The organism is Mycobacterium sp. DL (assembly GCF_039729195.1).
GTDB lineage: Bacteria > Actinomycetota > Actinomycetes > Mycobacteriales > Mycobacteriaceae > Mycobacterium > Mycobacterium hippocampi_A.
In genome coordinates, this window is the sequence record NZ_CP155796.1 from 3,584,424 (window position 1) to 3,606,268 (window position 21,845).

The 21,845-nt window shown below is 67.8% G+C and carries 21 protein-coding genes; 13 read left to right on the top strand and 8 right to left on the bottom strand.

Features of this window, described 5'->3' with window-relative positions; all coding sequences use genetic code 11:
• Window positions 1-11: 11 nt before the first annotated feature.
• The 6 genes from ABDC78_RS17075 (at window position 12) to ABDC78_RS17100 (ending at window position 6,759) form a co-directional block, all read left to right on the top strand.
• A complete protein-coding gene (locus ABDC78_RS17075; RefSeq protein ID WP_178359960.1) occupies window positions 12-1,301 on the top strand; it encodes a PucR family transcriptional regulator in 1,290 nt (429 codons plus the stop codon).
• Window positions 1,302-1,444: 143 nt separating this feature from the next.
• Window positions 1,445-2,362 carry an ACP S-malonyltransferase gene (locus ABDC78_RS17080; RefSeq protein ID WP_178360304.1) on the top strand — a complete coding sequence of 306 codons (918 nt, stop codon included), beginning with the start codon at window positions 1,445-1,447 and terminating at the stop codon, window positions 2,360-2,362.
• Window positions 2,363-2,429: 67 nt separating this feature from the next.
• A complete protein-coding gene (acpM, locus tag ABDC78_RS17085) occupies window positions 2,430-2,729 on the top strand; it encodes a meromycolate extension acyl carrier protein AcpM (RefSeq protein ID WP_178359959.1) in 300 nt (99 codons plus the stop codon).
• Complete coding sequence (gene kasA, locus ABDC78_RS17090) at window positions 2,726-3,976, top strand: 3-oxoacyl-ACP synthase KasA (protein WP_178359958.1); 1,251 nt, start codon at window positions 2,726-2,728, stop codon at window positions 3,974-3,976. The genes acpM and kasA overlap by 4 nt, the downstream gene beginning before the upstream one ends.
• A 91-nt stretch (window positions 3,977-4,067) precedes the next feature.
• Window positions 4,068-5,321 carry a 3-oxoacyl-ACP synthase KasB gene (kasB, locus tag ABDC78_RS17095; protein ID WP_178359957.1) on the top strand — a complete coding sequence of 418 codons (1,254 nt, stop codon included), beginning with the start codon at window positions 4,068-4,070 and terminating at the stop codon, window positions 5,319-5,321.
• Window positions 5,322-5,337: 16 nt separating this feature from the next.
• Window positions 5,338-6,759, top strand: a complete 1,422-nt coding sequence (locus ABDC78_RS17100; RefSeq protein WP_178359956.1) for an acyl-CoA carboxylase subunit beta — start codon at window positions 5,338-5,340, stop codon at window positions 6,757-6,759.
• Window positions 6,760-6,794: 35 nt separating this feature from the next.
• Here the strand turns inward: ABDC78_RS17100 and ABDC78_RS17105 are convergent, their stop codons facing one another.
• Entirely contained in the window at window positions 6,795-8,354 is a 1,560-nt protein-coding gene (locus ABDC78_RS17105) for a glycerol-3-phosphate dehydrogenase/oxidase (RefSeq protein ID WP_178359955.1), read from the bottom strand.
• Complete coding sequence (locus ABDC78_RS17110) at window positions 8,351-8,929, bottom strand: TetR/AcrR family transcriptional regulator (protein ID WP_178360303.1); 579 nt, start codon at window positions 8,927-8,929, stop codon at window positions 8,351-8,353. Before ABDC78_RS17110 ends, ABDC78_RS17105 begins: the two co-directional genes overlap by 4 nt.
• Before the next feature lie 53 nt (window positions 8,930-8,982).
• On the opposite strand from ABDC78_RS17110, the gene ABDC78_RS17115 reads away from it, so the two are divergent.
• Together ABDC78_RS17115 and ABDC78_RS17120 are read left to right on the top strand one after the other, a co-directional pair.
• Window positions 8,983-10,563 carry an FAD-binding oxidoreductase gene (locus tag ABDC78_RS17115; RefSeq protein ID WP_178360302.1) on the top strand — a complete coding sequence of 527 codons (1,581 nt, stop codon included), beginning with the start codon at window positions 8,983-8,985 and terminating at the stop codon, window positions 10,561-10,563.
• Window positions 10,560-11,471, top strand: a complete 912-nt coding sequence (locus ABDC78_RS17120) for a diacylglycerol kinase (RefSeq protein WP_178359954.1) — start codon at window positions 10,560-10,562, stop codon at window positions 11,469-11,471. The genes ABDC78_RS17115 and ABDC78_RS17120 overlap by 4 nt, the downstream gene beginning before the upstream one ends.
• Window positions 11,472-11,479: 8 nt before the next feature.
• On the opposite strand, the gene ABDC78_RS17125 is transcribed toward ABDC78_RS17120, so the two are convergent.
• From ABDC78_RS17125 to ABDC78_RS17140, 4 genes are all read right to left on the bottom strand, one after another.
• The gene (locus ABDC78_RS17125; protein ID WP_178359953.1) at window positions 11,480-11,992 is read right to left on the bottom strand and encodes a DUF3145 domain-containing protein; all 513 of its coding nucleotides are present in this window, start codon (window positions 11,990-11,992) and stop codon (window positions 11,480-11,482) included.
• Between the two features lie 119 nt (window positions 11,993-12,111).
• The gene (locus tag ABDC78_RS17130) at window positions 12,112-12,936 is read right to left on the bottom strand and encodes a serine hydrolase domain-containing protein (protein ID WP_178359952.1); all 825 of its coding nucleotides are present in this window, start codon (window positions 12,934-12,936) and stop codon (window positions 12,112-12,114) included.
• Between the two features lie 10 nt (window positions 12,937-12,946).
• Window positions 12,947-13,888 carry a mechanosensitive ion channel family protein gene (locus ABDC78_RS17135; RefSeq protein WP_178359951.1) on the bottom strand — a complete coding sequence of 314 codons (942 nt, stop codon included), beginning with the start codon at window positions 13,886-13,888 and terminating at the stop codon, window positions 12,947-12,949.
• A 48-nt stretch (window positions 13,889-13,936) separates the two neighbouring features.
• Window positions 13,937-15,022, bottom strand: a complete 1,086-nt coding sequence (locus ABDC78_RS17140; protein WP_178359950.1) for a class I SAM-dependent methyltransferase — start codon at window positions 15,020-15,022, stop codon at window positions 13,937-13,939.
• Between the two features lie 102 nt (window positions 15,023-15,124).
• On the opposite strand from ABDC78_RS17140, the gene ABDC78_RS17145 reads away from it, so the two are divergent.
• Both ABDC78_RS17145 and ABDC78_RS17150 read left to right on the top strand, forming a co-directional pair.
• Window positions 15,125-16,210, top strand: coding sequence for an S-(hydroxymethyl)mycothiol dehydrogenase (locus ABDC78_RS17145; protein WP_178359949.1), 1,086 nt, complete (start codon window positions 15,125-15,127; stop codon window positions 16,208-16,210).
• Window positions 16,207-16,833 (top strand): MBL fold metallo-hydrolase, encoded by a 627-nt coding sequence (locus ABDC78_RS17150; protein WP_178359948.1) that lies wholly within the window; start codon window positions 16,207-16,209, stop codon window positions 16,831-16,833. Before ABDC78_RS17145 ends, ABDC78_RS17150 begins: the two co-directional genes overlap by 4 nt.
• 21 nt (window positions 16,834-16,854) lie before the next feature.
• On the opposite strand, the gene ABDC78_RS17155 is transcribed toward ABDC78_RS17150, so the two are convergent.
• Window positions 16,855-17,592 carry an SHOCT domain-containing protein gene (locus ABDC78_RS17155; protein ID WP_178359947.1) on the bottom strand — a complete coding sequence of 246 codons (738 nt, stop codon included), beginning with the start codon at window positions 17,590-17,592 and terminating at the stop codon, window positions 16,855-16,857.
• 63 nt (window positions 17,593-17,655) lie between these two features.
• Between ABDC78_RS17155 and ABDC78_RS17160 the strand changes: the two genes are divergently transcribed.
• The 3 genes from ABDC78_RS17160 to ABDC78_RS17170 all read left to right on the top strand — a co-directional run bounded on the left by ABDC78_RS17160 (window position 17,656) and on the right by ABDC78_RS17170 (window position 20,789).
• Entirely contained in the window at window positions 17,656-18,741 is a 1,086-nt protein-coding gene (locus tag ABDC78_RS17160; RefSeq protein ID WP_178359946.1) for an SAM-dependent methyltransferase, read from the top strand.
• Between the two features lie 90 nt (window positions 18,742-18,831).
• Entirely contained in the window at window positions 18,832-19,551 is a 720-nt protein-coding gene (locus tag ABDC78_RS17165) for a YciI family protein (protein WP_178359945.1), read from the top strand.
• Window positions 19,548-20,789: a sigma-70 family RNA polymerase sigma factor gene (locus tag ABDC78_RS17170; protein WP_178359944.1), complete on the top strand. Its 1,242-nt coding sequence runs from the start codon at window positions 19,548-19,550 to the stop codon at window positions 20,787-20,789. Before ABDC78_RS17165 ends, ABDC78_RS17170 begins: the two co-directional genes overlap by 4 nt.
• Here the strand turns inward: ABDC78_RS17170 and ABDC78_RS17175 are convergent.
• Entirely contained in the window at window positions 20,754-21,845 is a 1,092-nt protein-coding gene (locus ABDC78_RS17175) for a dihydrodipicolinate reductase (protein ID WP_178359943.1), read from the bottom strand. The two genes, ABDC78_RS17170 and ABDC78_RS17175, sit on opposite strands and share 36 nt — an antisense overlap.

The following is a 21,845-nucleotide window of genomic DNA, read 5'->3' on the forward strand; positions in this document are numbered from 1 at the left end:
AGATTTTAGGAATGCCCGACAACAATCGGTTCATTCCGCCGCGATCCACGGTCGAAGTGCTGGAGAACGTGCCCGAGTCGGCGCTGCGCCGACTCAAGCAGTACTCGGGTCGACTCGCCACCCAGGCGGTCCACGCCATGGAGGAGCGGCTGCCGTTCTTCGCCGAGCTGGAGGCGTCCCAGCGGGCCAGCGTCCAGCTCGTGGTGCAGACCGCAGTGGTCAACTTCGTCGAGTGGATGCGCAATCCGCAGAGCAACGTCAGCTACACCGCCCAGGCATTCGAGGTGGTGCCGCAGGATCTTCGCAGGCGGATCGCGCTGCGCCAGTCCGTCGAGATGGTTCGCGTCACGATGGAGTTCTTCGAAGAAGTGGTACCGCTGCTGGCCCGGTCGGAGGAGCAGCTGACCGCGTTGACCGCGGGCATCCTGCGGTACAGCCGCGACCTGGCCTTCGCCGCCGCCAGCGCCTACGCCGACCAAGCAGAGGCCCGGGGCGCCTGGGACACCCGGATGGAAGCCAACCTGGTCGACGCCGTAGTCCGCGGCGACCTCGGGCCGGAACTGCAATCCCAGGCCGCCGCCCTGAACTGGGATGCGACCGCGCCGGCAACCGTTGTGGTCGGGATGCCCCGTCCCGGCAGGCTGGACATCGCCAGTGACGACGTGCACGACGTCGCGAACCGCAATGGGCGGGCCGCGCTGTGCGACGTGCACGGCACCTGGCTGGTCACGATCGTCTCAGGTGGACTGTCGCCGACGGACAGGTTCCTCGCCGATTTGATGAGCGTGTTCGACGACGGCCCGGTGGTGATCGGGCCGACCGCACCGACGCTGGGAGGCGCGCACCGCAGTGCCACCGAGGCGATCGCGGGGATGAACGCCGTGGCCGGTTGGGCGGGGGCACCGCGGCCGGTGTCGGCGCGGGAACTGCTCCCCGAGCGGGCCCTGCTGGGCGACGCCACGGCCGCGCTGGCGCTGGAAGCGGACGTGATGCGGCCGCTCTCGGATGCCGGCCCGGCGTTGATGGAGACGCTGGATGCCTACCTCGACTCGGGCGGCGCCATCGAGGCGTGCGCCCGCAAATTGTTCGTTCATCCAAACACCGTGCGATACCGGCTCAAACGGATCGCCGATTTCACAGGCCGCGACCCCACCATCCCCCGCGACTCGTATGTGCTCCGGGTGGCCTCGACAGTGGGCAGGTTGTCGCGCCAAGCTCAGCAGTCCACCTCTGCCGGCGGGGGTTCCGGGCAGGTCATCACTGTGCCCCCGGTCACACTTGTGGACCAAACGGGCACGTAACAGATTTCGGTCCGGTCTCGATGGTGTCGCTTCACATGCCGTTTTGTGGACTACCTACAAAAACATAAGACAAGGTTCATAATCTCTTACACCGTGCAAAACCGTCTTCTCAATGTTTCCTTAGAGACGTGCCTCAGACGACTGTGCTTGCATTCCTCGCGCCCGGACAGGGTTCCCAGACTCCCGGCATGCTCGCCGAGTGGCTGGAGCTGCCTGGAGCCGCCTCGCGGATCGCGGCGTGGTCGGACATCAGTGGCCTCGATCTCGCCCGTCTGGGCACCACAGCAACCGCCGAGGAGATCACCGACACCGCGGTGACCCAGCCTCTGGTCGTCGCAGCGACGCTGATCGCACACGAAGAACTCACCAAGCGCGGCCTACTCGACGAGCAGCAGATCATCGCGGCCGGACATTCGGTCGGCGAGATCGCCGCCTACGCCATCGCCGGTGTCATCACCGCCGATGAAGCCGTGTCGCTCGCCGCGACCCGGGGGGCCGAAATGGCGAAGGCCTGCGCGATCGAACCCACCGGGATGTCGGCGCTGCTCGGTGGCGACGAAGCCGAGGTGCTCGCCCGACTGGAAGCGCTCGACCTCGTGCCCGCCAACCGCAACGCGGCCGGCCAGATCGTCGCCGCCGGCGCGGTGTCGGCGCTCGAGAAGCTCGCCGAGGATCCGCCGGCACGGGCCCGGGTTCGTCGACTCGCCACCGCGGGCGCATTCCACACCCGATACATGGCCTCGGCGCTCGACGCGTACGCCGAAGTCGCCGACAAGATCACCCCGTCCGAGCCGACCGTCACACTGCTGTCGAACGCCGACGGCGCGCCGGTGACCTCGGCCGCCGACGCGATGGCCAAGCTCGTGGCACAGTTGACCCGGCCGGTCCGCTGGGACCTGTGCATGGCGACGCTGCGGGATCGGGAAGTCTCGGCGGTCGTCGAGTTCCCACCGGCGGGGACGCTGACCGGAATCGCCAAGCGGGAACTCAAGGGAACACCCACTCATCCCGTCAAATCCCCCGCCGACCTGGACGCGCTCGCGGAGTCCCTGCGCGCCTGACCAGACCACATTTTCACCATCTGTACGTACCAACCCAAGTAACAACACATAGATAGAAGGAGCCACAGTGGCCGCCACTCAGGACGAAATCATCACCGGACTCGCCGAGATCATCGAAGAGGTCACCGGCATCGAGCCCTCCGAGGTGACTCCCGAGAAGTCGTTCGTCGACGACCTGGACATCGACTCGCTGTCGATGGTGGAGATCGCCGTTCAGACCGAGGACAAGTACGGCGTGAAGATCCCCGACGAGGACCTCGCCGGCCTGCGTACCGTCGGTGACGTCGTCGCCTACATCCAGAAGCTCGAGCAGGAGAACCCCGAGGCCGCCGCGGCCATCCGGGCACAGATCACCGGTGACAAGTGACCAGACCTTCCACTGCTAACGGCGGTTTCCCCAACGTCGTCGTGACCGCCGTCACGGCGACCACGTCGATCGCACCGGACATCGAGAGCACGTGGAAGGGTCTGCTCGCAGGCGAAAGCGGCATCCGCGTCCTCGAAGACGACTTCGTCACGAAGTGGGATCTTGCGGTGAAGATCGGGGGGCACCTCAAGGAGCCCCTCGATCCCCTCATGACCCGACTGGAACTGCGGCGCATGTCGTACGTCCAGCGGATGTCGAAGTACCTCGGCAATCAGCTGTGGGACAGCATCGGGCGTCCGGAGGTCGATCCCGACCGTTTCTCGGTCGTGATCGGCACCGGTCTCGGTGGCGGCGAGAAGATCGTCGAGACCTACGACGCGATGAACGAGGGTGGCCCCCGCAAGGTGTCGCCACTGGCTGTTCAGATGATCATGCCGAACGGCGCGGCCGCGGTCGTCGGCCTGGAGCTGGGCGCCCGCGCCGGGGTCATCACCCCGGTCTCGGCGTGCTCGTCCGGGTCCGAGGGCATCGCCCACGCATGGCGGCAGATCGTCATGGGTGACGCGGACATCGCCGTCTGCGGTGGTGTCGAGGGCGGCATCGAGGCACTGCCCATCGCAGCGTTCTCGATGATGCGCGCGATGTCGACCCGCAACGACGATCCGGAAGGCGCGTCGCGGCCGTTCGACAAGAACCGCGACGGCTTCGTCTTCGGTGAGGCCGGCGCGCTCATGGTCATCGAGACCGAAGAGCACGCCAAGGCACGTGGCGCCAAGCCGCTGGCCAGGCTGCTGGGCGCGGGCATCTCCTCCGACGCGTACCACATGGTGGCGCCGGCGCCCGACGGCCTACGGGCCGCGCACGCGATGAAGCGGGCGATGGAGACCGCCGGGTTGTCCGCCAAGGACATCCAGCACGTCAACGCGCACGCCACGTCGACCTCGATCGGCGACCTCGCCGAGGCCAACGCCATCCGGGCCGCCGGTGTGGAGCACGCCGCGGTGTACGCGCCGAAGTCGGCCCTGGGCCACTCCATCGGTGCGGTGGGCGCTCTGGAGTCGATCCTCACGGTGCTCTCGTTGCGAGACGGCGTCATCCCGCCCACACTGAACTTCGAGACACCTGACCCCGAGATCGATCTCGATGTCGTCGCGGGTGAGCCTCGATATGGCGACTACCAGTACGCCATCAACAACTCGTTCGGTTTCGGCGGCCACAATGTGGCTCTGGCGTTCGGTCGCTACTAGAACACGGGCGACATCAGACCGCGGAGGCTGACACCAGACCGCAGAGGCATTCGGCCGACATCAGGCCGGAGAAAGGACGCGCAGCTCACTTATGGCTTCGCCGACAACAGGTAGCGGACTCCCGGACGTCGTCGTCACCGGCATCGCAATGACCACGAGTGTGGCCACCGATGCCGAGTCGACATGGAAGGCGCTGCTTGACGGCCAGAGCGGTATCCGCACGCTCGAGGATCCCTTCATCGAGCAGTTCCAGCTTCCCGTCACCATCGGCGGCCATCTGCTCGAGGACTTCGAGTCGGAACTGACCAAGGTCGAGAACCGGCGGATGTCGTATGTGCAGAAGATGGCTGCGGTGCTGGGGCGCCGGGTCTGGGAGAACGCCGGGTCCCCCGAGGTCGACACCAACCGACTGCTGGTGTCGATCGGGACCGGACTCGGTGGGGCCGAAGCGCTGGTGTTCGCCTACGACGGCCTCCGGGAACGCGGCCTTCGCAGCGTGTCCCCGCTGTCCGTCCAGATGTACATGCCCAACGGACCATCCGCTGTGGTCGGGCTGGACCGAGGAGCCAAGGCCGGCGTCGTGACGCCGATCTCTGCGTGCGCCTCCGGTTCGGAGGGCATCGCCCAGGCGTGGCGCAACATCGTGCTCGGCGAAGCCGACATCGCGATCTGCGGCGGCGTCGAGCAACGCATCGAGGCGGTGCCGATCGCCGCGTTCGCCCAGATGCGAATCGTGATGTCCACCAACAACGACGACCCCGCCGGTGCCTGCCGCCCGTTCGACAAGGACCGCGACGGCTTCGTCTTCGGTGAGGCAGGCGCGCTCCTGGTCATCGAGACCGAGGAGCACGCCAAGGCCCGCGGCGCCACGCCGCTGGCTCGACTGATGGGCTCGAGCATCACCTCCGACGGCTTCCACATGGTGGCTCCGGACCCCAACGGCGAGCGTGCGGCGTTCGCCATGACCCGCGCCATGCAGTTGGCGGGTCTGCAGCCCTCCGACATCGACCACGTGAACGCGCACGCCACCGGCACCAGCGTCGGCGACGTCGCCGAAGGCCACGCGATCAACGCCGCGATGGGCGGGCACCGTCCGGCGGTGTTCGCCCCGAAGTCCGCGCTGGGCCACTCGGTCGGCGCGGTCGGCGCGGTGGAGTCGATCCTGACCCTGATGGCGTTGCGCGACGGCGTCATCCCGCCCACACGGAACCTGAGGAATCTCGATCCCGAGATCGATCTCGACGTGGTGGCCGGGGAACCGCGTACCGGAGATTTCCGGTATGCAATCAATAATTCGTTCGGATTCGGCGGGCACAATGTCGCACTCGCCTTCGGTAAGTACTGAAACGGCAGGAGAACACATGACGACGATGGCCCCAGAAACGGTGAACGAATCACTGGATCCGCGTGATCCGCTACTGCGCCTTTCCACCTTCTTCGACGACGGCACGGTCGAACTGCTGCACGAGCGGGACCGCTCCGGCATCCTGGCCGCGGCCGGCACCGTCAACGGTGTGCGGACGATCGCCTTCTGCACCGACGGCACCGTCATGGGCGGCGCCATGGGCGTCGAGGGCTGCGCGCATATCGTCAACGCCTACGACGTCGCGATCGAGGAGCAGAGCCCGATCGTCGGGATCTGGCATTCCGGTGGCGCGCGACTGGCCGAGGGCGTCAAGGCGCTGCACGCGGTCGGCCTGGTCTTCGAGGCGATGATCCGGGCGTCGGGATACATCCCGCAGATCTCGGTGGTCGTCGGCTTCGCCGCCGGTGGGGCCGCCTACGGCCCCGCGCTCACCGACGTCGTGATCATGGCGCCGGAGGGTCGGGTGTTCGTCACCGGCCCCGACGTCGTGCGCAGCGTGACCGGTGAGGACGTCGACATGGCGTCGCTCGGCGGCCCGGACACCCACCACAAGAAGTCCGGTGTGTGCCACATCGTCGCCACCGACGAACTCGACGCCTACGACCGCGGCCGTCGCCTCGTCGGATACTTCTGCCAGCAGGGACATTTCGATCGCAGCAAGGCCGAAGCGGGCGACACCGATCTGCGGGCGCTGCTGCCCGAGTCGTCGCGGCGCGCCTACGACGTGCACCCGCTTGTCGAGGCACTGCTCGACAGCGATGCACCGTTCGAGGAGTTCCAGGCCAAGTGGGCTCCGTCGATGGTCGTCGGCATGGGTCGGCTGTCCGGACGGACGGTCGGCGTGCTGGCCAACAACCCACTGCGCCTCGGCGGCTGCCTGAACTCCGAAAGCGCGGAGAAGGCAGCACGTTTCGTGCGGCTGTGTGATGCCTTCGGTATCCCGCTGGTCGTCATCGTCGACGTGCCCGGCTACCTGCCCGGCGTGGACCAGGAGTGGGGCGGCGTGGTCCGCCGCGGCGCCAAGCTGCTGCACGCCTTCGGCGAGTCCTCCGTTCCGCGGGTCACGCTGGTCACCCGCAAGATCTACGGCGGCGCCTACATCGCGATGAACTCGCGGTCGCTCAACGCCACCAAGGTGTTCGCGTGGCCGGACGCCGAGGTCGCTGTCATGGGCGCCAAGGCCGCGGTCGGCATCCTGCACAAGAAGAAGCTGGCCGCCGCCGCCCCCGAGGATCGCGAGGCGCTGCACGAAGAGCTGGCGGTCGAGCACGAGCGGATCGCCGGCGGCGTCGATTCCGCGATCGAGATCGGCGTCGTCGACGCCAAGATCGACCCGTCACACACCCGCAGCGTGCTCACCCAGGCTCTGGCCGAGGCACCGGCACGCCGCGGCCGCCACAAGAACATCCCGCTGTAATCCCCCGTTCGCCGAAACTGTATTTCACGCGGTCCCTACTCGGGATTGCGCTCGCGGAATACAGTTTCGGCGAGCATTTCCTCGGCGGCTTCCTCGGCTCGGGCCCGGTCTCCGGCGACCAGCCCGATGCGGGTTCGCCGGTCGAGGATGTCGTCGACGGTGAGCGCACCCTCGTGGGTGACGGCGTACTCGAACTCCGCCCGCGTGACGTCGATGCCTTCTGCGACCTGATCGGTCGGCCGATCGCAGTGCGCACGGGCGATCACGTTCGGCGCTTCGGCGCCGAAGCGCGCCTCCAGCGATCCCGGTAGATCAGCTGAGGACCGAAGTGATGCCACGGCATTGGCCGGCGCCCCGACGAGCGGCAGGTTGCGGGTCCGGCAGGGTCCGGCGGTCAGGCCGCGCAGCGCCACCGCCCGGTCCACCGCGTCCTCGGCCATGTATCGGTACTCCGTGAGCTTGCCGCCCACGATGCTGATCACTCCACTGCGCGATTCGACGACCGCGTGATCGCGTGACAGATCCGCGGTACTTCCGTCGCCGCTGTCGATCAGCGGCCTCAAGCCGGCGTAGGCACCCACGACGTCGTCGGGACCCAGCGCCGTGTCCAGCGCGGTGTTGACGGTGTCGAGCAAAAAAGTGACCTCTGCCGAAGTGGGCTCTGGCACATCGGGAATCGGCCCGGGGGCGTCCTCGTCGGTCAGACCCAGGTACACCCGGCCCAGTTGTTCGGGCATCGCGAACACGAACCTGTTGAGCTCGCCGGGTATCGGAACGGTCAGCGCCGCAGTGGGATTGCCGAACGCCGCGGCGTCGAACACCAGGTGGGTGCCACGACTTGGCCGCAACCGGATCGAGTCGTCGACCTCCCCCGCCCACACACCGGCGGCGTTGACCAACGCGCGCGCTGCGACGTCCACCGACTCGCCGGTCAGGGTGTCGGTCAACGTCACGGAGGTGCGCGTCGCATTCGAGGCCGCGACGCGGGTGAGGATTCTGGCTCCGTGCTGTGCGGCGGTGCGCGCCACGGCGGTGACCAGGCGGGCATCGTCGATGAGTTGCCCGTCGTAGGCCAGCAGTGCCCCGTCGAGGCCGTTGCGGCGCACAGTGGGCGCCAGTGCGACGGCACGGTCGGCGTCGATCCGGCGGGACCGGGGCAGCGTGGCGGCCGGGGTGCCCGCCAGCCTGCGCAGTCCGTCGCCGGCGGCGAAGCCGAATCGCACCAGAGTCCTTGACGCGCTTGTCATCTCGGGCAGCAGCGGGACAAGCTGCGGCATCGCGCGCACCAGGTGGGGCGCATTGCGGGTCATCAGGATGCCGCGTTCGACCGCGCTGCGCCGGGCGATGCCGACGTTGCCGCTGGCCAGGTAGCGCAGGCCGCCGTGGACCAGCTTCGAACTCCACCTGCTGGTCCCGAACGCCAGATCGTGCTTCTCCACCAGCGCGACGGTCAGCCCGCGGGTCGCCGCATCCAGCGCGATTCCGACTCCGGTGATGCCGCCGCCGATCACGATCAGGTCGACGGTGGCGCCGTCGGCCAGTTCGGACAACTCGCCCGCCCGCCGCGACGCGTTCAGAGCCGTTGAGCTGCTCATGGTTTCAGATATCCGTTCAGTGCGAGATCCAATTCGCCGTTGAGTGCCACGTTGTCGATGATCTCCCCGACCATCTGCGCGGACTGGATGGTCGACTGGGTGATGAGCAGGCACATGGCCGCCATCTGACGAGGGTCGCCGGATCGCACGCTGCCGTCGTCCTGCGCCGCCTTGATGGCCTCGGCCAGAGCGTCGACCATGATCTGCTGGCTGGTGCCCAGTCGTTCGGCGATGTAGACCATCGCCAGGTTCGGCGCGTTGCGGATGACCGACTGCACGATGTCGTCGCCGCGCAGATGCTCGGCGACGGCGACGACGCGGGCGACCATCTGCTCCCGGCCGACGCCGCGGTCGGGTACCGACTCGAGCACGCCGGCGATGCGGATGGTCAGCAGTTCGGCGATCACCCAGCGGATATCGGGCCAGCGGCGATAGATTGTGGGCCGACTGACCCGCGCGCGCCGCGCGATCTCGGTCATGGTGGTCCGCTCGACCCCGTAGGCGAGGATGCACTCCGCTGCGGCGTCGAGGATTCGCTTCTCTACACTGCTATCTGAGTTACGGATTGACATGATCTGTAATACTGTAACTCATGACTCACGCCGATGCCCACCCAATCGAGCCACCGATGCAGTGGAACGCGTGGGGTGACCCCGCTGCGGCCAAACCCCTCTCCTCCGGAATCCGGACCCTTCTCGACCAGGCACTCGGGATCGATGGGACCGGTGTCGACGAACCCACCGCCGACCAGGTGCGGCTCCGGCCATCGGCGCTGTCGCAGGGCGACCGTGACGGCCTGAGCGCCATCGTCGGCACCGCGAACCTCACCGTCGACGATCGCAGCCGACTCCTGCGGGCCGGCGGCAAGTCGACCCTCGACCTTCTCCGACGCCGAGACTTCGGTGTCCAGGACGCGCCGGACGCGGTGTTGCTGCCCGCCGACGAAGCAGAGATCGCCACGATCCTCACCTACTGCGCCGACCACAGCATCGCCGTCGTCCCGTTCGGGGGCGGCACCAGCGTGGTCGGTGGGTTGGATCCGGTGCGCGGCGACTTCAAGGCAGTAGTGTCGCTGGATCTGCGCAGGTTGAACGAACTGCACAACCTCGACGAGGTCTCCTGGGAGGCCGAACTCGGTGCCGGCCTGAGCGGGCCGGACGCGGAACGACTCCTCGGCGAGCGCGGATTCTCACTTGGGCACTTTCCGCAGAGCTATCTGTTCGCCACGATCGGTGGATTCGCGGCCACCCGCTCGTCCGGTCAGGACTCCGCAGGTTATGGCCGGTTCAACGACATGGTGCGCGGCCTGCGGGCCGTCACCCCTGCAGGCATCCTCGACCTGGGTCGTGCGCCCGAGTCCGCGGCCGGACCCGACCTGCGCCAGCTGTTCATCGGTTCGGAGGGAACCTTCGGGATCATCACCCGGGTGCGGGTGCGCATCCATCCGATCCCGGAGACCACCCGCTACGAGGCGTGGTCGTTTCCGGACTTCGCCACCGGCGCCGACGCCCTGCGCGCGGTCATCCAGACCGGTACCGGGCCGACGGTCATCCGGTTGTCCGACGAAGCCGAGACCGGGGTGAACCTCGCGACCGCCGACAACATCGGGGAGCAGCAGATAACCGGCGGCTGCCTGGCCATCACCGCGTTCGAGGGCACCGAAGCGCACGTCGAGAGCCGCCATGCCGAGACGCGGGCGCTGCTGGCGGCCCACGGCGGCACCTCCTTGGGCGACGGTCCCGCACGCGCCTGGGAGCACGGCCGGTTCAATGCGCCCTATCTGCGCGACTCCCTGCTGTCTGCGGGTGCGCTGTGCGAGACGCTCGAGACGGCGACCAACTGGTCGAATGTCCCGGCGCTGAAAAGCGCGGTCACCGAGGCGCTCACCCGCGCACTCGCCGATTCAGGCACCCCGGCGCTGGTGCTGTGCCACATCTCGCATGTGTATCCCACCGGCGCCTCGCTCTACTTCACGGTCGTGGCGGCCCAACGCGGCAACCCGATCGAGCAGTGGCGCACAGCCAAGGCGGCCGCATCCGATGCGATGGTCCGGGTCGGCGCCACCATCACCCACCATCACGCCGTCGGCTCCGATCACCGGCCGTGGATGCGGGACGAGATCGGCGACGTCGGTGTGCAGATCCTGCGGGCGGTCAAAGCGTCGCTCGATCCCGCCGGAATCCTCAACCCGGGCAAGCTGATTCCGTGAACCAGCGCGCTCGCGTCACGGTGCTGACCAACCCGGTGTCGGGGCACGGCAGCGCGCCGCACGCCGCCGAGCGCGCCATCACACAACTGCACCGGCGTGGTGTGGACGTCGTCGCGGTGGCAGGCCGCGACGCCGCGCACGCGCGACAACTCGTCGAGGGCGCCCTCGAGCGCGGAATGGACGCGTTGGTGGTGGTCGGCGGCGACGGCATCATCTCGCTGGCGCTGCAGGTGCTCGCGCAGACCGACATCCCGCTGGCGATCGTCCCAGCGGGTACGGGCAACGACCATGCACGCGAGTTCCGGATCCCGACCAGAGATCCCGAGGCCGCGGCCGACGTCGTTGTCGACGGTGTCGTCGACGACGTGGACCTCGGCCGGATCGTGGGTGCCGACGGCACCACGAAGTGGTTCGGCACCGTGATGGCGGCGGGCTTCGACTCGTTGGTCACCGACAGGACTAATCGGATGCGCTGGCCGCACGGTCGGATGCGGTACAACCTGGCGATGGTGGCCGAGATCTCCAAGCTGCGACTGCTGCCGTTCCGGCTGACATTCGACGGCAACGAGGAGATCCGCACCGATCTCACCCTGGCGGCGTTCGGCAACACCCGCAGCTACGGCGGCGGGATGTTGATCTGCCCGGATGCCGACCCGCACGACGGCCAACTCGACGTCACGATGGTGGCGTCGGCGTCACGCACCCGGCTGATCCGGCTGTTCCCGACCGTGTTCAAGGGCAAGCACATCGAACTCGACGAGGTCCGTACCAGGCGGGCGCGCACGATCTCGGTCAGCTGCCCCGCGCATCCGGAAATTACGGCCTACGCCGACGGTGAATATGTCTGCCCGCTGCCGGTGGAAGTGTCGGCGGTGCCGACCGCGTTGAAGATCCTGCGGCCCGGCTGACATCGCACCTAGCCGACGCCCCGATTCAGCCAGCTGACCTCGGCGCCTCTACCGCCGTCGCGGTAGGCCTCGAGCGCTTCGTCCCACGCGGTACCCAGGACGGAGTCCAGTTCGGCGGCCAACATGTCGGCACCCGAGGCCATCAGGGTGCGCAACCGCATCTCCCCGACCATCACGTCGCCGTTGGCGCTCATCGCGCCGCTCCACAGTCCGAGTTGCGGGGTGTGGCACCAACGGTGGCCGTCCACGCCGCTACTGGGATCCTCGGTGACCTCGAAACGCAGCACCGACCACGAACGCAGCGCGTTCGCCAACTGCCCTCCGGTGCCGACCGGCCCGACCCAGTTGGTGACGGCACGCAGTTGCCCGGGCATGGCGGGTTGCGGGGTCCACTTCAGATTCGCCCTCGCGGAGAGGGTCGACGACAACGCCCACTCGACGTGAGGGCACACCGCCGCGGGTGAGGCATGGATGTACACCACGCCCGTCGTCGCGTCGGCGAATTGGTTCGCTGCACGCATCTACTGCTCCTTCGGCTCCACGAGGGACGTCTTCCCCAACGACCTGGTGGATTACTTGAGAGACAGAAGATGTAGTTGTGCTGTGCGAGTCCATTGTGCCTTGTGAGACGGATGTTGCGCTAGTCCGGTGTTGAATCTCTCAGAACTTCATCAGACAGTGCCGGCATCACCGTGTGCGCCCACTCCCCGAATTTGCGGTCGGTCAGCACGACCAGGGCCAGCCGGGCGTCCGGATCGACCCACAGGAACGTTCCCGACTGGCCGAAATGACCGAAGGTGCGACCCGAGTTCGCCTGACCCGTCCAGTGCGGTGATTTGCCGTCGCGGATCTCGAACCCCAACCCCCAGTCGTTCGGGCGCTGCGCCCCGAAGCCGGGAAGCACCCCGTCGAGCCCGGGGAACTGCACGCTGGTGGCCTCCTCATGCATCTGTGCGGACACCGTCACCGGGGTCAGCAGATCGCCGGCGAACCTGACGAGATCGTCGACCGACGACGTAGCCCCGTAGCCTGCGGCCTGCGCTCCACCGCCGAGCACCGTGTCGGCCATCCCGAGGGGTTCGAGGACCGCCTCGGCCAGATATGTGTCGAACGCGATCGAGGACTGCTGTTCGAGCACTTCGGCCAGCACCGCGAACCCGTGGTTCGAGTAGATCCGCCGAGTGCCCGGTCGCGCGATCACCTTGGCCGACGTCATCTCGTAACCGGCAGTGTGGGCGAGCAGGTGACGCACCGTAGATCCGGGCGGGCCGGCTTCGGTGTCGAGTTCGAAAGCCCCCTCCTCGATGGCCACCTGAGCGGCACGGGCGACCAACGGCTTGGTCACCGACGCCAGCGGGAAGCGACGCCGGGTGTCGCCGTAGCTTTCCACCACCCCGGACGGCCCCACCACCGCCGCAGCGACGGTGGGCACCGGCCAGTCGGCGAGCGCGTCGAGTGCCGCCATCACCGGCGCCTCAGTCGCCGACCACGGCGTGCACGCGCCCGCGGGGGTACGGCAGGTCGATACCGTTGTCGTCGTAGGCGCGCAGGATCTCCCGCCGCAGGGTGCGCTGCACCGACCACTGCGCATTCGGGCGCGTCTTGAGCGTCATCCGCAGCGTGAGCTGATCCGCCGACAACTCCTGTACACCGAGCATCTCCGGCCGGCCGAGGACCTTGTCCGCCACCGCGGCGTCGGCGATCGCCGCTTCTGCCGCTTCGACGGCCACCTGTTGGGCTCTGTCCACATCAGCGGTCAACGCCACTGGAACCTCGATGCGGGCAACCGCGTACTCCTGGCTCATGTTGCCCACGCGTGCGATCTCACCGTTGCGGACGTACCAGAGGGTGCCGTCGATGTCGCGGACCGTCGTGATGCGCAACCCGACGCTCTGCACCTCGCCGGTCGCTTCGCCGAGGTCGACGAAGTCACCCACCCCGTACTGGTCCTCCAGCAGCATGAACACCCCGGTGACGAAGTCACGGACCAGATTCTGGGCGCCGAAGCCGATGGCGAGTCCGATCACCCCGGCAGAGGCGATGAAGGGCGCGATGTTGACGCCGAGGACATTGAGGATCGCGAGGATGACCCACACCAACAGCACGATCGACACCGTGGACTTGAGGACCGACCCGATGGTCTGCGCCCGCTGCAGCCGGCGTTCGGACAACTGCTGGCTGCTCGCTGTCGCCGGCACCCGATCACGCAGACCTCGCAGCAACGGCGGCTTCGTCGGCGTGTTGTCGTCCACGCGGAGCTTCTTGCGGGATCGGCCGGTCGCCCGGTCGATCATCCGGTGCAGCATGTAGCGGGCGATCAGGACCGCCACGATGTACAGCGTGATTCGCAGCGGAACTTCTCCGAGCCAGTAGCGACTTGTCTCCGTCCATTCGAAAGCCAGTGTGTGTAGATCCATGCCCTCGACCGTACGGGTGTCTACCTGTCCGTCGAGGACCTGACCCGGCTAGGACTTGCCTGCGATGTAGTAGAAGTTGAGCGGATCGGACTCGATCTCACGAACCTGCACATCGTCGAATCCGGCGTCCGCCAGCATCGACGTGGCCACGTCGCGGCCCCAGCAGGTGCCGAGGCCGTCGCCGTCCAGACCCAGCGACACGCTCATGCAGTGCATCGTCGACACGGTGTACAGATAGGAGGCGAACGGCACCCCGATGTTGTCCTCCAGGCGGCTCGACGCCTTGATGTCCACCATCAGGAAGACCCCTCCGGGTCGCAGTGCGCGATGGATGTTCGCCAGCACCTGCGCGGGGTGCGCCTGGTCGTGGATGGCGTCGAAGGCGGTGACGACGTCGAAGGCCTCGGTGCGGCGGTCCTCGGCGACGTCGGCCGACTCGAAGGTGACGTTCTTCAGCCCGAGGTGGTGGGCCTCGGCGGCGCCCGCGGCGAGGCCCTCCTGGGAGAAATCGATACCGACGAACCGGCTGTTCGGGAAGGCCTGCGCCATCAGGTTCACGGCGTGGCCGCTGCCGCAGCCGAAGTCCGCGACATCGGCGCCGGCCCGCAGCCGGTCCGGCAGGCCGTCGACCATCGGCAGGATGCCGTCGATCAGCGCGGCGTCGAACACCTGCCCGCTCTCTTCGGCCATCAGCGTGTGAAAGCGCGGATACTCGCTGTAGGACAACCCGCCGCCGTGGTGGAAGCACTCGATCACCTTCTGCTCCACCTCGCTCAACAGCGGGATGAACTGCGCGACGCGCGCGAGGTTGTCGGGCCCGCCCGCCCGAGTGAGCACCGCGGCCCGATGCGCGGGCAGCGAATACGTCTGCGCCGCAGGGTCGTAATCGACGATCTGTCCGGCGACCACACCACCGAGCCACTCCCGCACATACCGTTCGTTCAGCCCGGCGGCATCGGCGATCTGGGTGCTGGTGGCCGCCGGGAGCTCGGCGAGGGTGTCGAAGAGCTTGGTCTGATGCCCGATCGACAGCAGGATGGCCACGCTGGCGGCATCGATGGTTCCGACGATGCGCTCGGCGAACGCCTCTCCGGTGTCGGTCGGGATCGCTGATGATTCGTGCGCTGTCGTCATGTCCACGACGCTAGGCCGTCGAAGCGCGCGAGGGTATGGGTCCACACTGGACATGCGTTTGGACGTTGTTCCACTTCGTAGTCGAACCATTAGGTTGTAGGCATGACTCAGACGGTGCGAGGTGTGATCTCCCGGACGAAAGCTCAGCCGGTCGAGGTGGTGGATATCGTCATCCCCGACCCGGGACCAGGTGAGGTCGTCGTCGACATCCAAGCGTGCGGGGTGTGCCACACCGACCTGACCTATCGCGACGGCGGGATCAACGACGAGTTCCCGTTCCTGCTCGGCCATGAGGCCGCGGGCATCGTCGAAACAGTCGGCGCCGGGGTCACCAACGTCGAGCCGGGAGACTTCGTGGTCCTCAACTGGCGGGCGGTGTGCGGGCAGTGCCGGGCGTGCAAGCGCGGTCGACCGCATCTGTGTTTCGACACCTTCAACGCCGCCCAGCCGATGACGCTGACCGACGGCACGCCGCTGACCCCGGCGCTGGGAATCGGCGCGTTCGCCGACAAGACGCTGGTGCACGAAGGCCAGTGCACCAAGGTCGATCCCGCCGCCGACCCGGCCGCAGCCGGGCTGCTCGGCTGCGGTGTGATGGCAGGCCTCGGCGCGGCGATCAACACCGGGGCCATCAACCGCGACGACACCGTGGCGGTGATCGGCTGCGGCGGCGTCGGGGACGCCGCGATCGCCGGTGCCCGGCTGGTCGGCGCCAAACGCATCATCGCGGTCGACACGGACAACCGGAAGTTGGAGTGGGCGCGCGAGTTCGGCGCCACCCACACCGTCAACGCCCGCGAGCTGGACCCGGTGAAGACGATCCAGGATCTGACCGACGGCAACGGCGCCGACGTGGTGATCGACGCGGTCGGTCGGCCCGAGACCTGGAAGCAGGCGTTCTACGCCCGCGATCTCGCGGGCACCGTGGTCCTGGTCGGGGTCCCGACGCCGGACATGACACTGGAGATGCCGATGATCGACTTCTTCTCCCGCGGCGGGTCACTGAAGTCCTCGTGGTACGGCGACTGCCTGCCTGAACGTGACTTCCCGACACTGATCAGCCTGTACCTGCAAGGCCGGTTCCCACTCGACAAGTTCGTCTCCGAGCGCATCGGACTCGGCGACATCGAGGACGCGTTCCACAAGATGCACGCCGGTGAGGTTCTGCGCTCGGTGGTGGTCCTGTGAGCGGCCCGATCCAGCGACTGGTCACCAGCGGCACGTTCGAACTCGACGGCGGCAGCTGGGATGTCGACAACAACATCTGGCTCGTCGGCGACGACAAGGAAGTGGTGGTCTTCGACGCCGCCCACACCGCCCAACCGATCATCGACGCCGTCGGCGGCAGGCACGTGATCGCAGTGGTGTGCACACACGGTCACAACGATCACGTCACCGTCGCGCCGCAGCTCGGAGCCGCACTCGACGCGCCGGTGCTGATGCACCCTGCCGACGACGTCCTCTGGCGAATGACTCACCCCGACAGTGACTTCCGCCCGGTCGCCGACGGCGAGACACTGCGCGTCGCCGGCACCGAACTGCGCGCACTGCACACGCCGGGACACTCCCCCGGCTCGGTGTGCTGGCACGCACCCGAATTGGGTGCGGTGTTCAGCGGCGACACCCTGTTCCAGGGTGGGCCCGGCGCCACCGGCCGCTCGTACTCCGACTTCCCCACCATCCTGGAATCGATCTCGGGTCGGCTCGGAAAGCTGCCCGGCGAGACGGTCGTCTACACCGGCCACGGCGACACGACGACAGTCGGCGACGAGATCGTGCACTACGACGAGTGGGTGGCCCGCGGCAGCTGAGCTGCCTGTCGCCTGAAGCAGCTAGCTGCCCAGGATCCGGCGCTTCTCGGCCTCGAACTCGGCGTCGGTCAGCGCTCCGGAATCACGCAGCGCCGCCAGGGTTTTGAGCTGCTCCAGTCGCACGCCCCGGTCTGTGGGCTCGTAGCTCTCGACCGGCGGCGGGAGCGGACCAGGCCAGCTCGGCTCGTCGAGGCTGACCGGCGCCCGCAGCGGCTGCGGCCGTCTGCCCGAGCGTGTTCGCCAGCTCAGCGCCATCATCAGTCCGGCTGCCCCTGCCGCGGCGAGGCCACCGAACATCCACAGCAGCCACCCCGGCGAGGTGTCGCGACCGAACGCCAGCTGCGGATTGATGTATCCGCCGACATCGCCGTCGGTCGAGATCTCGTAGAGGCCGTCCTGCGGAATCTGCGCGACCCAGATCCGGACACGGACATCGCTGTTGATCGACGTGGTCGACCCCATGGTCTCGGTCACGATCGGTTCGGGCACGCCGTCGGGCGGTTCGATGCCGAGCCCGAGGGGTGGCACCGGGAACCCGCCGTTGACGCCCCCCGTCACCAGGGTGTGAAAGCTGACGGTGACTTCGCCGGCGGGTAACTGGAGTCGGCCACTACCCGGAATCGGCACCTCGCCGTAGGCGTCGAACTCGTCGAACACGAAGACGTTCAGCACGATCGCGATGATGAACCCGGCCCCGCCGACAACCAGCGTCAGGATCGCGCTGACGATCGCGATCCGTGGACCGACCCGTCCCGCCATCGCGAAAGTGTGTCATGAACGCTTCCGCGGCGCGCCCGCCGCGTGAGGACTACCGTCCAAGGAGTGCCCGAGTCCAGCATCGTCGTGCAGCCGGAGCCGGCCGACAGCAGCTCCTACACCGCTGCTGCGCGCCTGCAGGCGGCCGGACTCCAGTCGGCCATCGCGGTCTTCGAGCAGGCTGCCACCGAGGTGCCCATCCCGTCGGCACCGCAGCCGATCGTGATCGCCGACTACGGCGCGTCCACCGGCTACAACTCGCTGCTTCCCGTCAACGCCGCGATCGCAGTGCTCCGCAAGCGAACCCGTCCGGAACACTCCGTGCTGGTGGTCCACACCGACAAGCCGGACAACGATTTCACTGCGCTGTTCCGGACGCTGGAGGAGGACCCCGACACCTATCTGCGCAAGGACCGCGCGACGTTCGCGTCGGCGGTCGGCCGGTCGTTCTACTCACAGATCCTGCCATCGGCCAGCGTGAACCTCGGCTGGAGCTCCTGGGCGATCCAGTGGCTCAGCCGGGTCCCCGCCGTCATCGGTGACCACCTCCAGGTGGCTTACTGCTCCGACGAATCCGTGCGTGTGGCGTACGCCAAACAGGCCGCACACGACTGGCACGAGTTCATCGCGTTCCGGGGCCGGGAACTGTGTCCCGGCGGCCGCCTGGTCGTGACGACGATGGCCATCGGCGAGGACGGTGAGTTCGGTTACCGGCCACTGCTGTCGGCGATGATGGATGGGCTCAACGAGTTGGCGACCGATGGGCTGCTCACCGACGACGAGGTGACCCGGATGTGCGTGCCGACGGTCGGGCGTCGGGCCGCCGACTTCGCGGCACCGTTCGCACCGTCGGGACGCTTCGAACGGCTCGAGATCGAACACCTCGAGATCTTCGACGCCGAGGACCGATTCTGGGGCCGCTACCGGATAGACAGTGATGCAGCGGCTTTCGGTGCTCGCTGGGCGGGGTTCGCCAGGGCATCGGTGTTTCCGACGCTGTCGAACGCCCTCGCCGACGGCAACGCGGATCCGCGGGCGGCGGAGATCTTCGACCGACTCGAGGCCGGTGTCGCGCAACGCCTGACCGCCGCGCCGCAGCAGATGCAGATTCCGCTGGCGCACGTCGTGCTGTTCAAGCGTCCGAAAAGCTGACGGCCTGCGGGTGTAGAGATCGCGGGAGTGTCTTCGTCGTCTTGGTAAGGGGGTTTCGCACCCCACGACTACCAGGAAGGATCCATGAACATGTACTACTTGGCCCTGCTGTACTGGCGCGAAGATCCGGTGACGGCGGACCCCGAGACCGCGGAGTTCGCAGAGGATGTGGCACGGTATGCGGCTTTCGACGAGGTGGCGGGCGCGGCGATCGTCGGCGGGGCCGCCCTGTACCCGGCCGGCGAAGCGGTATCGGTTCGCCACGGCGCGACGGATCCGATCGTCACCGACGGACCGTTCGTCGAGGCGGCGGAGGTGATCGGGGGAATCATGGTGCTCGACCGCGACAACCTCGACGACGCGCTCGAACTCGCCGCTCAGATCCCGGCGGCAGGCGACGCCGGCGGCGCGGTCGAGCTGTGGCCCATGGTGGACTACCGGCAGGATGAAGGCGCGCAGGCGGATTGGTGGCTGGCGTTGCTCTTCGAACCACGCGACATGACACTCGATCCGGGGTCCGCCGAATGGAACCGCGGCGTCGAAGAGCATGTGGTGTTCGGCGAGAAGCATGGCGGGGTGATCCGTGGCGGTGGCGCGCTCCACCCGGCGGTCGCCGCAACGACGGTTCGGGTCCGTGACGGGCAGATGGTGGTCACCGACGGCCCGTTCGCGGAGTCGGCCGAGGTGGTCAACGGTCTGTACTACCTCGCTGCCGCCGATCGCGACGGCGCCGTGACCCTGGCCGCGCAGATCCCGGTCGGCGACAAGGGCGGTATCGAGCTGCGTCGGGTCGTCGATATGGGCGGGTGAACATCGACCGGGTCTACCGCGAGGAGTTCGGCCGGGCAGTGGCAACGGTCGCTCGCCTCGTGGGCGACATCGGGCTCGCCGAGGACGCAGTGCAGGACGCTTTCGCCGATGCGCTGCGCACATGGCCCCGCGGCGGGCCGCCCGAGAATGCCGGCGCCTGGATCACCACCGCTGCCCGCAACCGGGCCATCGATCGACTCCGCCGCGAGTCGCTGCGCGCGACGAAGGAGACCGACGCGTCGACGCTGCTCCCGCCTCCGGGTGACGGGGAGGTGTTCCCGGTGCCCGATGACCAACTGCGGCTGCTGTTCACCTGCTGCCATCCGGCCCTCCCGCCGGACGGGCGCGTCGCGTTGACGCTGCGGCTGGTCTGCGGACTTCGCACGGTGGAGATCGCCCGAGCCTTCATGCAGCCGGAAAAGACCATCGCGCAACGGATCACCAGAGCGAAGGCCAAGATTCGCACTGCGGGTATCCCGCTGCGGGTGCCGCCCCGACACCTGCTGTCGGACCGGGTCACCGATGTGCTCGCCGCCGTCTACCTCGTCTTCGCGGAGGGCTACTTCGCAACCGAGGGTGACCACGTCGTGCGTGGCGAACTGTGCACGGAGGCGGTCCGACTCGGACGCCTGCTGTGTGAGCTGATGCCCGACGAGTCCGAAGCACATGCGCTGCTGGCGTTGATGGTTCTCGACGACAGCCGGCGCGCTCAGCGTGTCGGCCCGGACGGTGAGTTGGTTCCCCTCGAGGAGCAGGACCGCAGCAGATGGAATGCGGCGTTGATCGCCGACGGGATGTCTCACCTGCGACGCGCGGTGTCGCTCGGCCGTGGGCCCTACCTGGCGCAGGCGGGAATCGCCGCGGCGCACGCGAGCGCGCCGAGTTGGGAGACGACCGACTGGCGGGTGATCGTCGCGGCCTATGACGAGCTGACGGCCTGGTCGGCCTCACCCGCGGTGCGCCTGAATCGTGCTGTGGCAGTCGGGTTTCTGCGTGGGTTTGGGGTCGGACTCGCCGAGCTCGACGCCGTCGGAACCGATTCCCGGGTCGCGCAAGGCCATACACTCGCGGCGGCACGTGCGGACCTGTTGCGTCGGCTGGGTCGAACGTCTGAGGCCGCCGATCAGTACCGACTCGCCGTCGCCCGGGTACGGAACACCCAGACCCGGCGTTTTCTGCAGCGCAGGCTCGAGGAGGTGTTGCTAGCGGATGGTGCCGGCGCCCGGGATCAGCGGTAGGTCGAGAGCGGTGACCCAGCCCGGCGACAGATCGTTGACGGCGGGCACCGCATTGAGGGCGCGCAACCCGGTGGCCAGACAGCCGGCGGCAGCGGCATCGCGCCCCGACCCGTCGGTGAACCGGAACGCGGTCTCCTGGAAGATGCTGGGGGTTCCTTCGATGTCGACGCGGTAGACGTCGTTCTCGTTGCCCGAAGGCCAGTCGGGTGCCGCGTCGTAGCCGATGCGGTTGACGTGCTCGAGCTGGATGCGCGTCTCACCGCGGTACACCCCGTTGATGGTGAACCGAACGGCGGCCACGTTGCCCGGTTCGATGACGCCTTTGGCGGTCTTGCGCGCCTCGGGTGTCACCCATTTCTCCCACGTGGTGGTGATGTCGTCGAGCATGATTCCCGCCGCGTCGGCGATCATCGGAACCGTTGCCCCCCAGGCGAACACCAGGATGTCGGGGTTCTCCAGCATCGGCCGGTACTCGGGCGGTCTGCCGATGCCCATCTCGCGGTCGTAGTCGCCCTCGTAGTTGGTGTAGTCCAGCAGTTCGGAGGCCCGGACCCGGCGCACTTCCGAGCACAGCCCCATCAGTGTCATCGGGAACAGGTCGTTGGCGAACCCGGGGTCGATGCCGGTGGTGAAACACGACGACTCCCCCAGCTCGCACGCCACCGTGATGGGTTCGATCCAGTTCGGCGGGTTGAGGTTCATCGTCGGCCAGATCCACGGTGTCATCGCCGTCGAGCAGACGTCGATACCGGCGCGCAGGAAGCGGGTGATCAGTTCGATGTTGGCCTCGGCGTGCGCCGCTGTCGGGCCGTAGTGCACGAGTGCGTCGGGGCGCAGCGCGATCAGCGCCTCGACGTCGTCGGTGGCGGTCAGCCCGAGGGTGCGACCGAGCCCGCAGAGCTCTCCGACCTCACGACCGACCTTGTCGGGGTTGCTGACTCCGACGCCGACCAGTTCGAAGTTCGGGTGTTTGACGATCTCGGCGATCACCATCTTGCCGACGAATCCGGTTCCCCAGATCACCACTCGCTTGACGTCGGATCCGCGCACACGCAC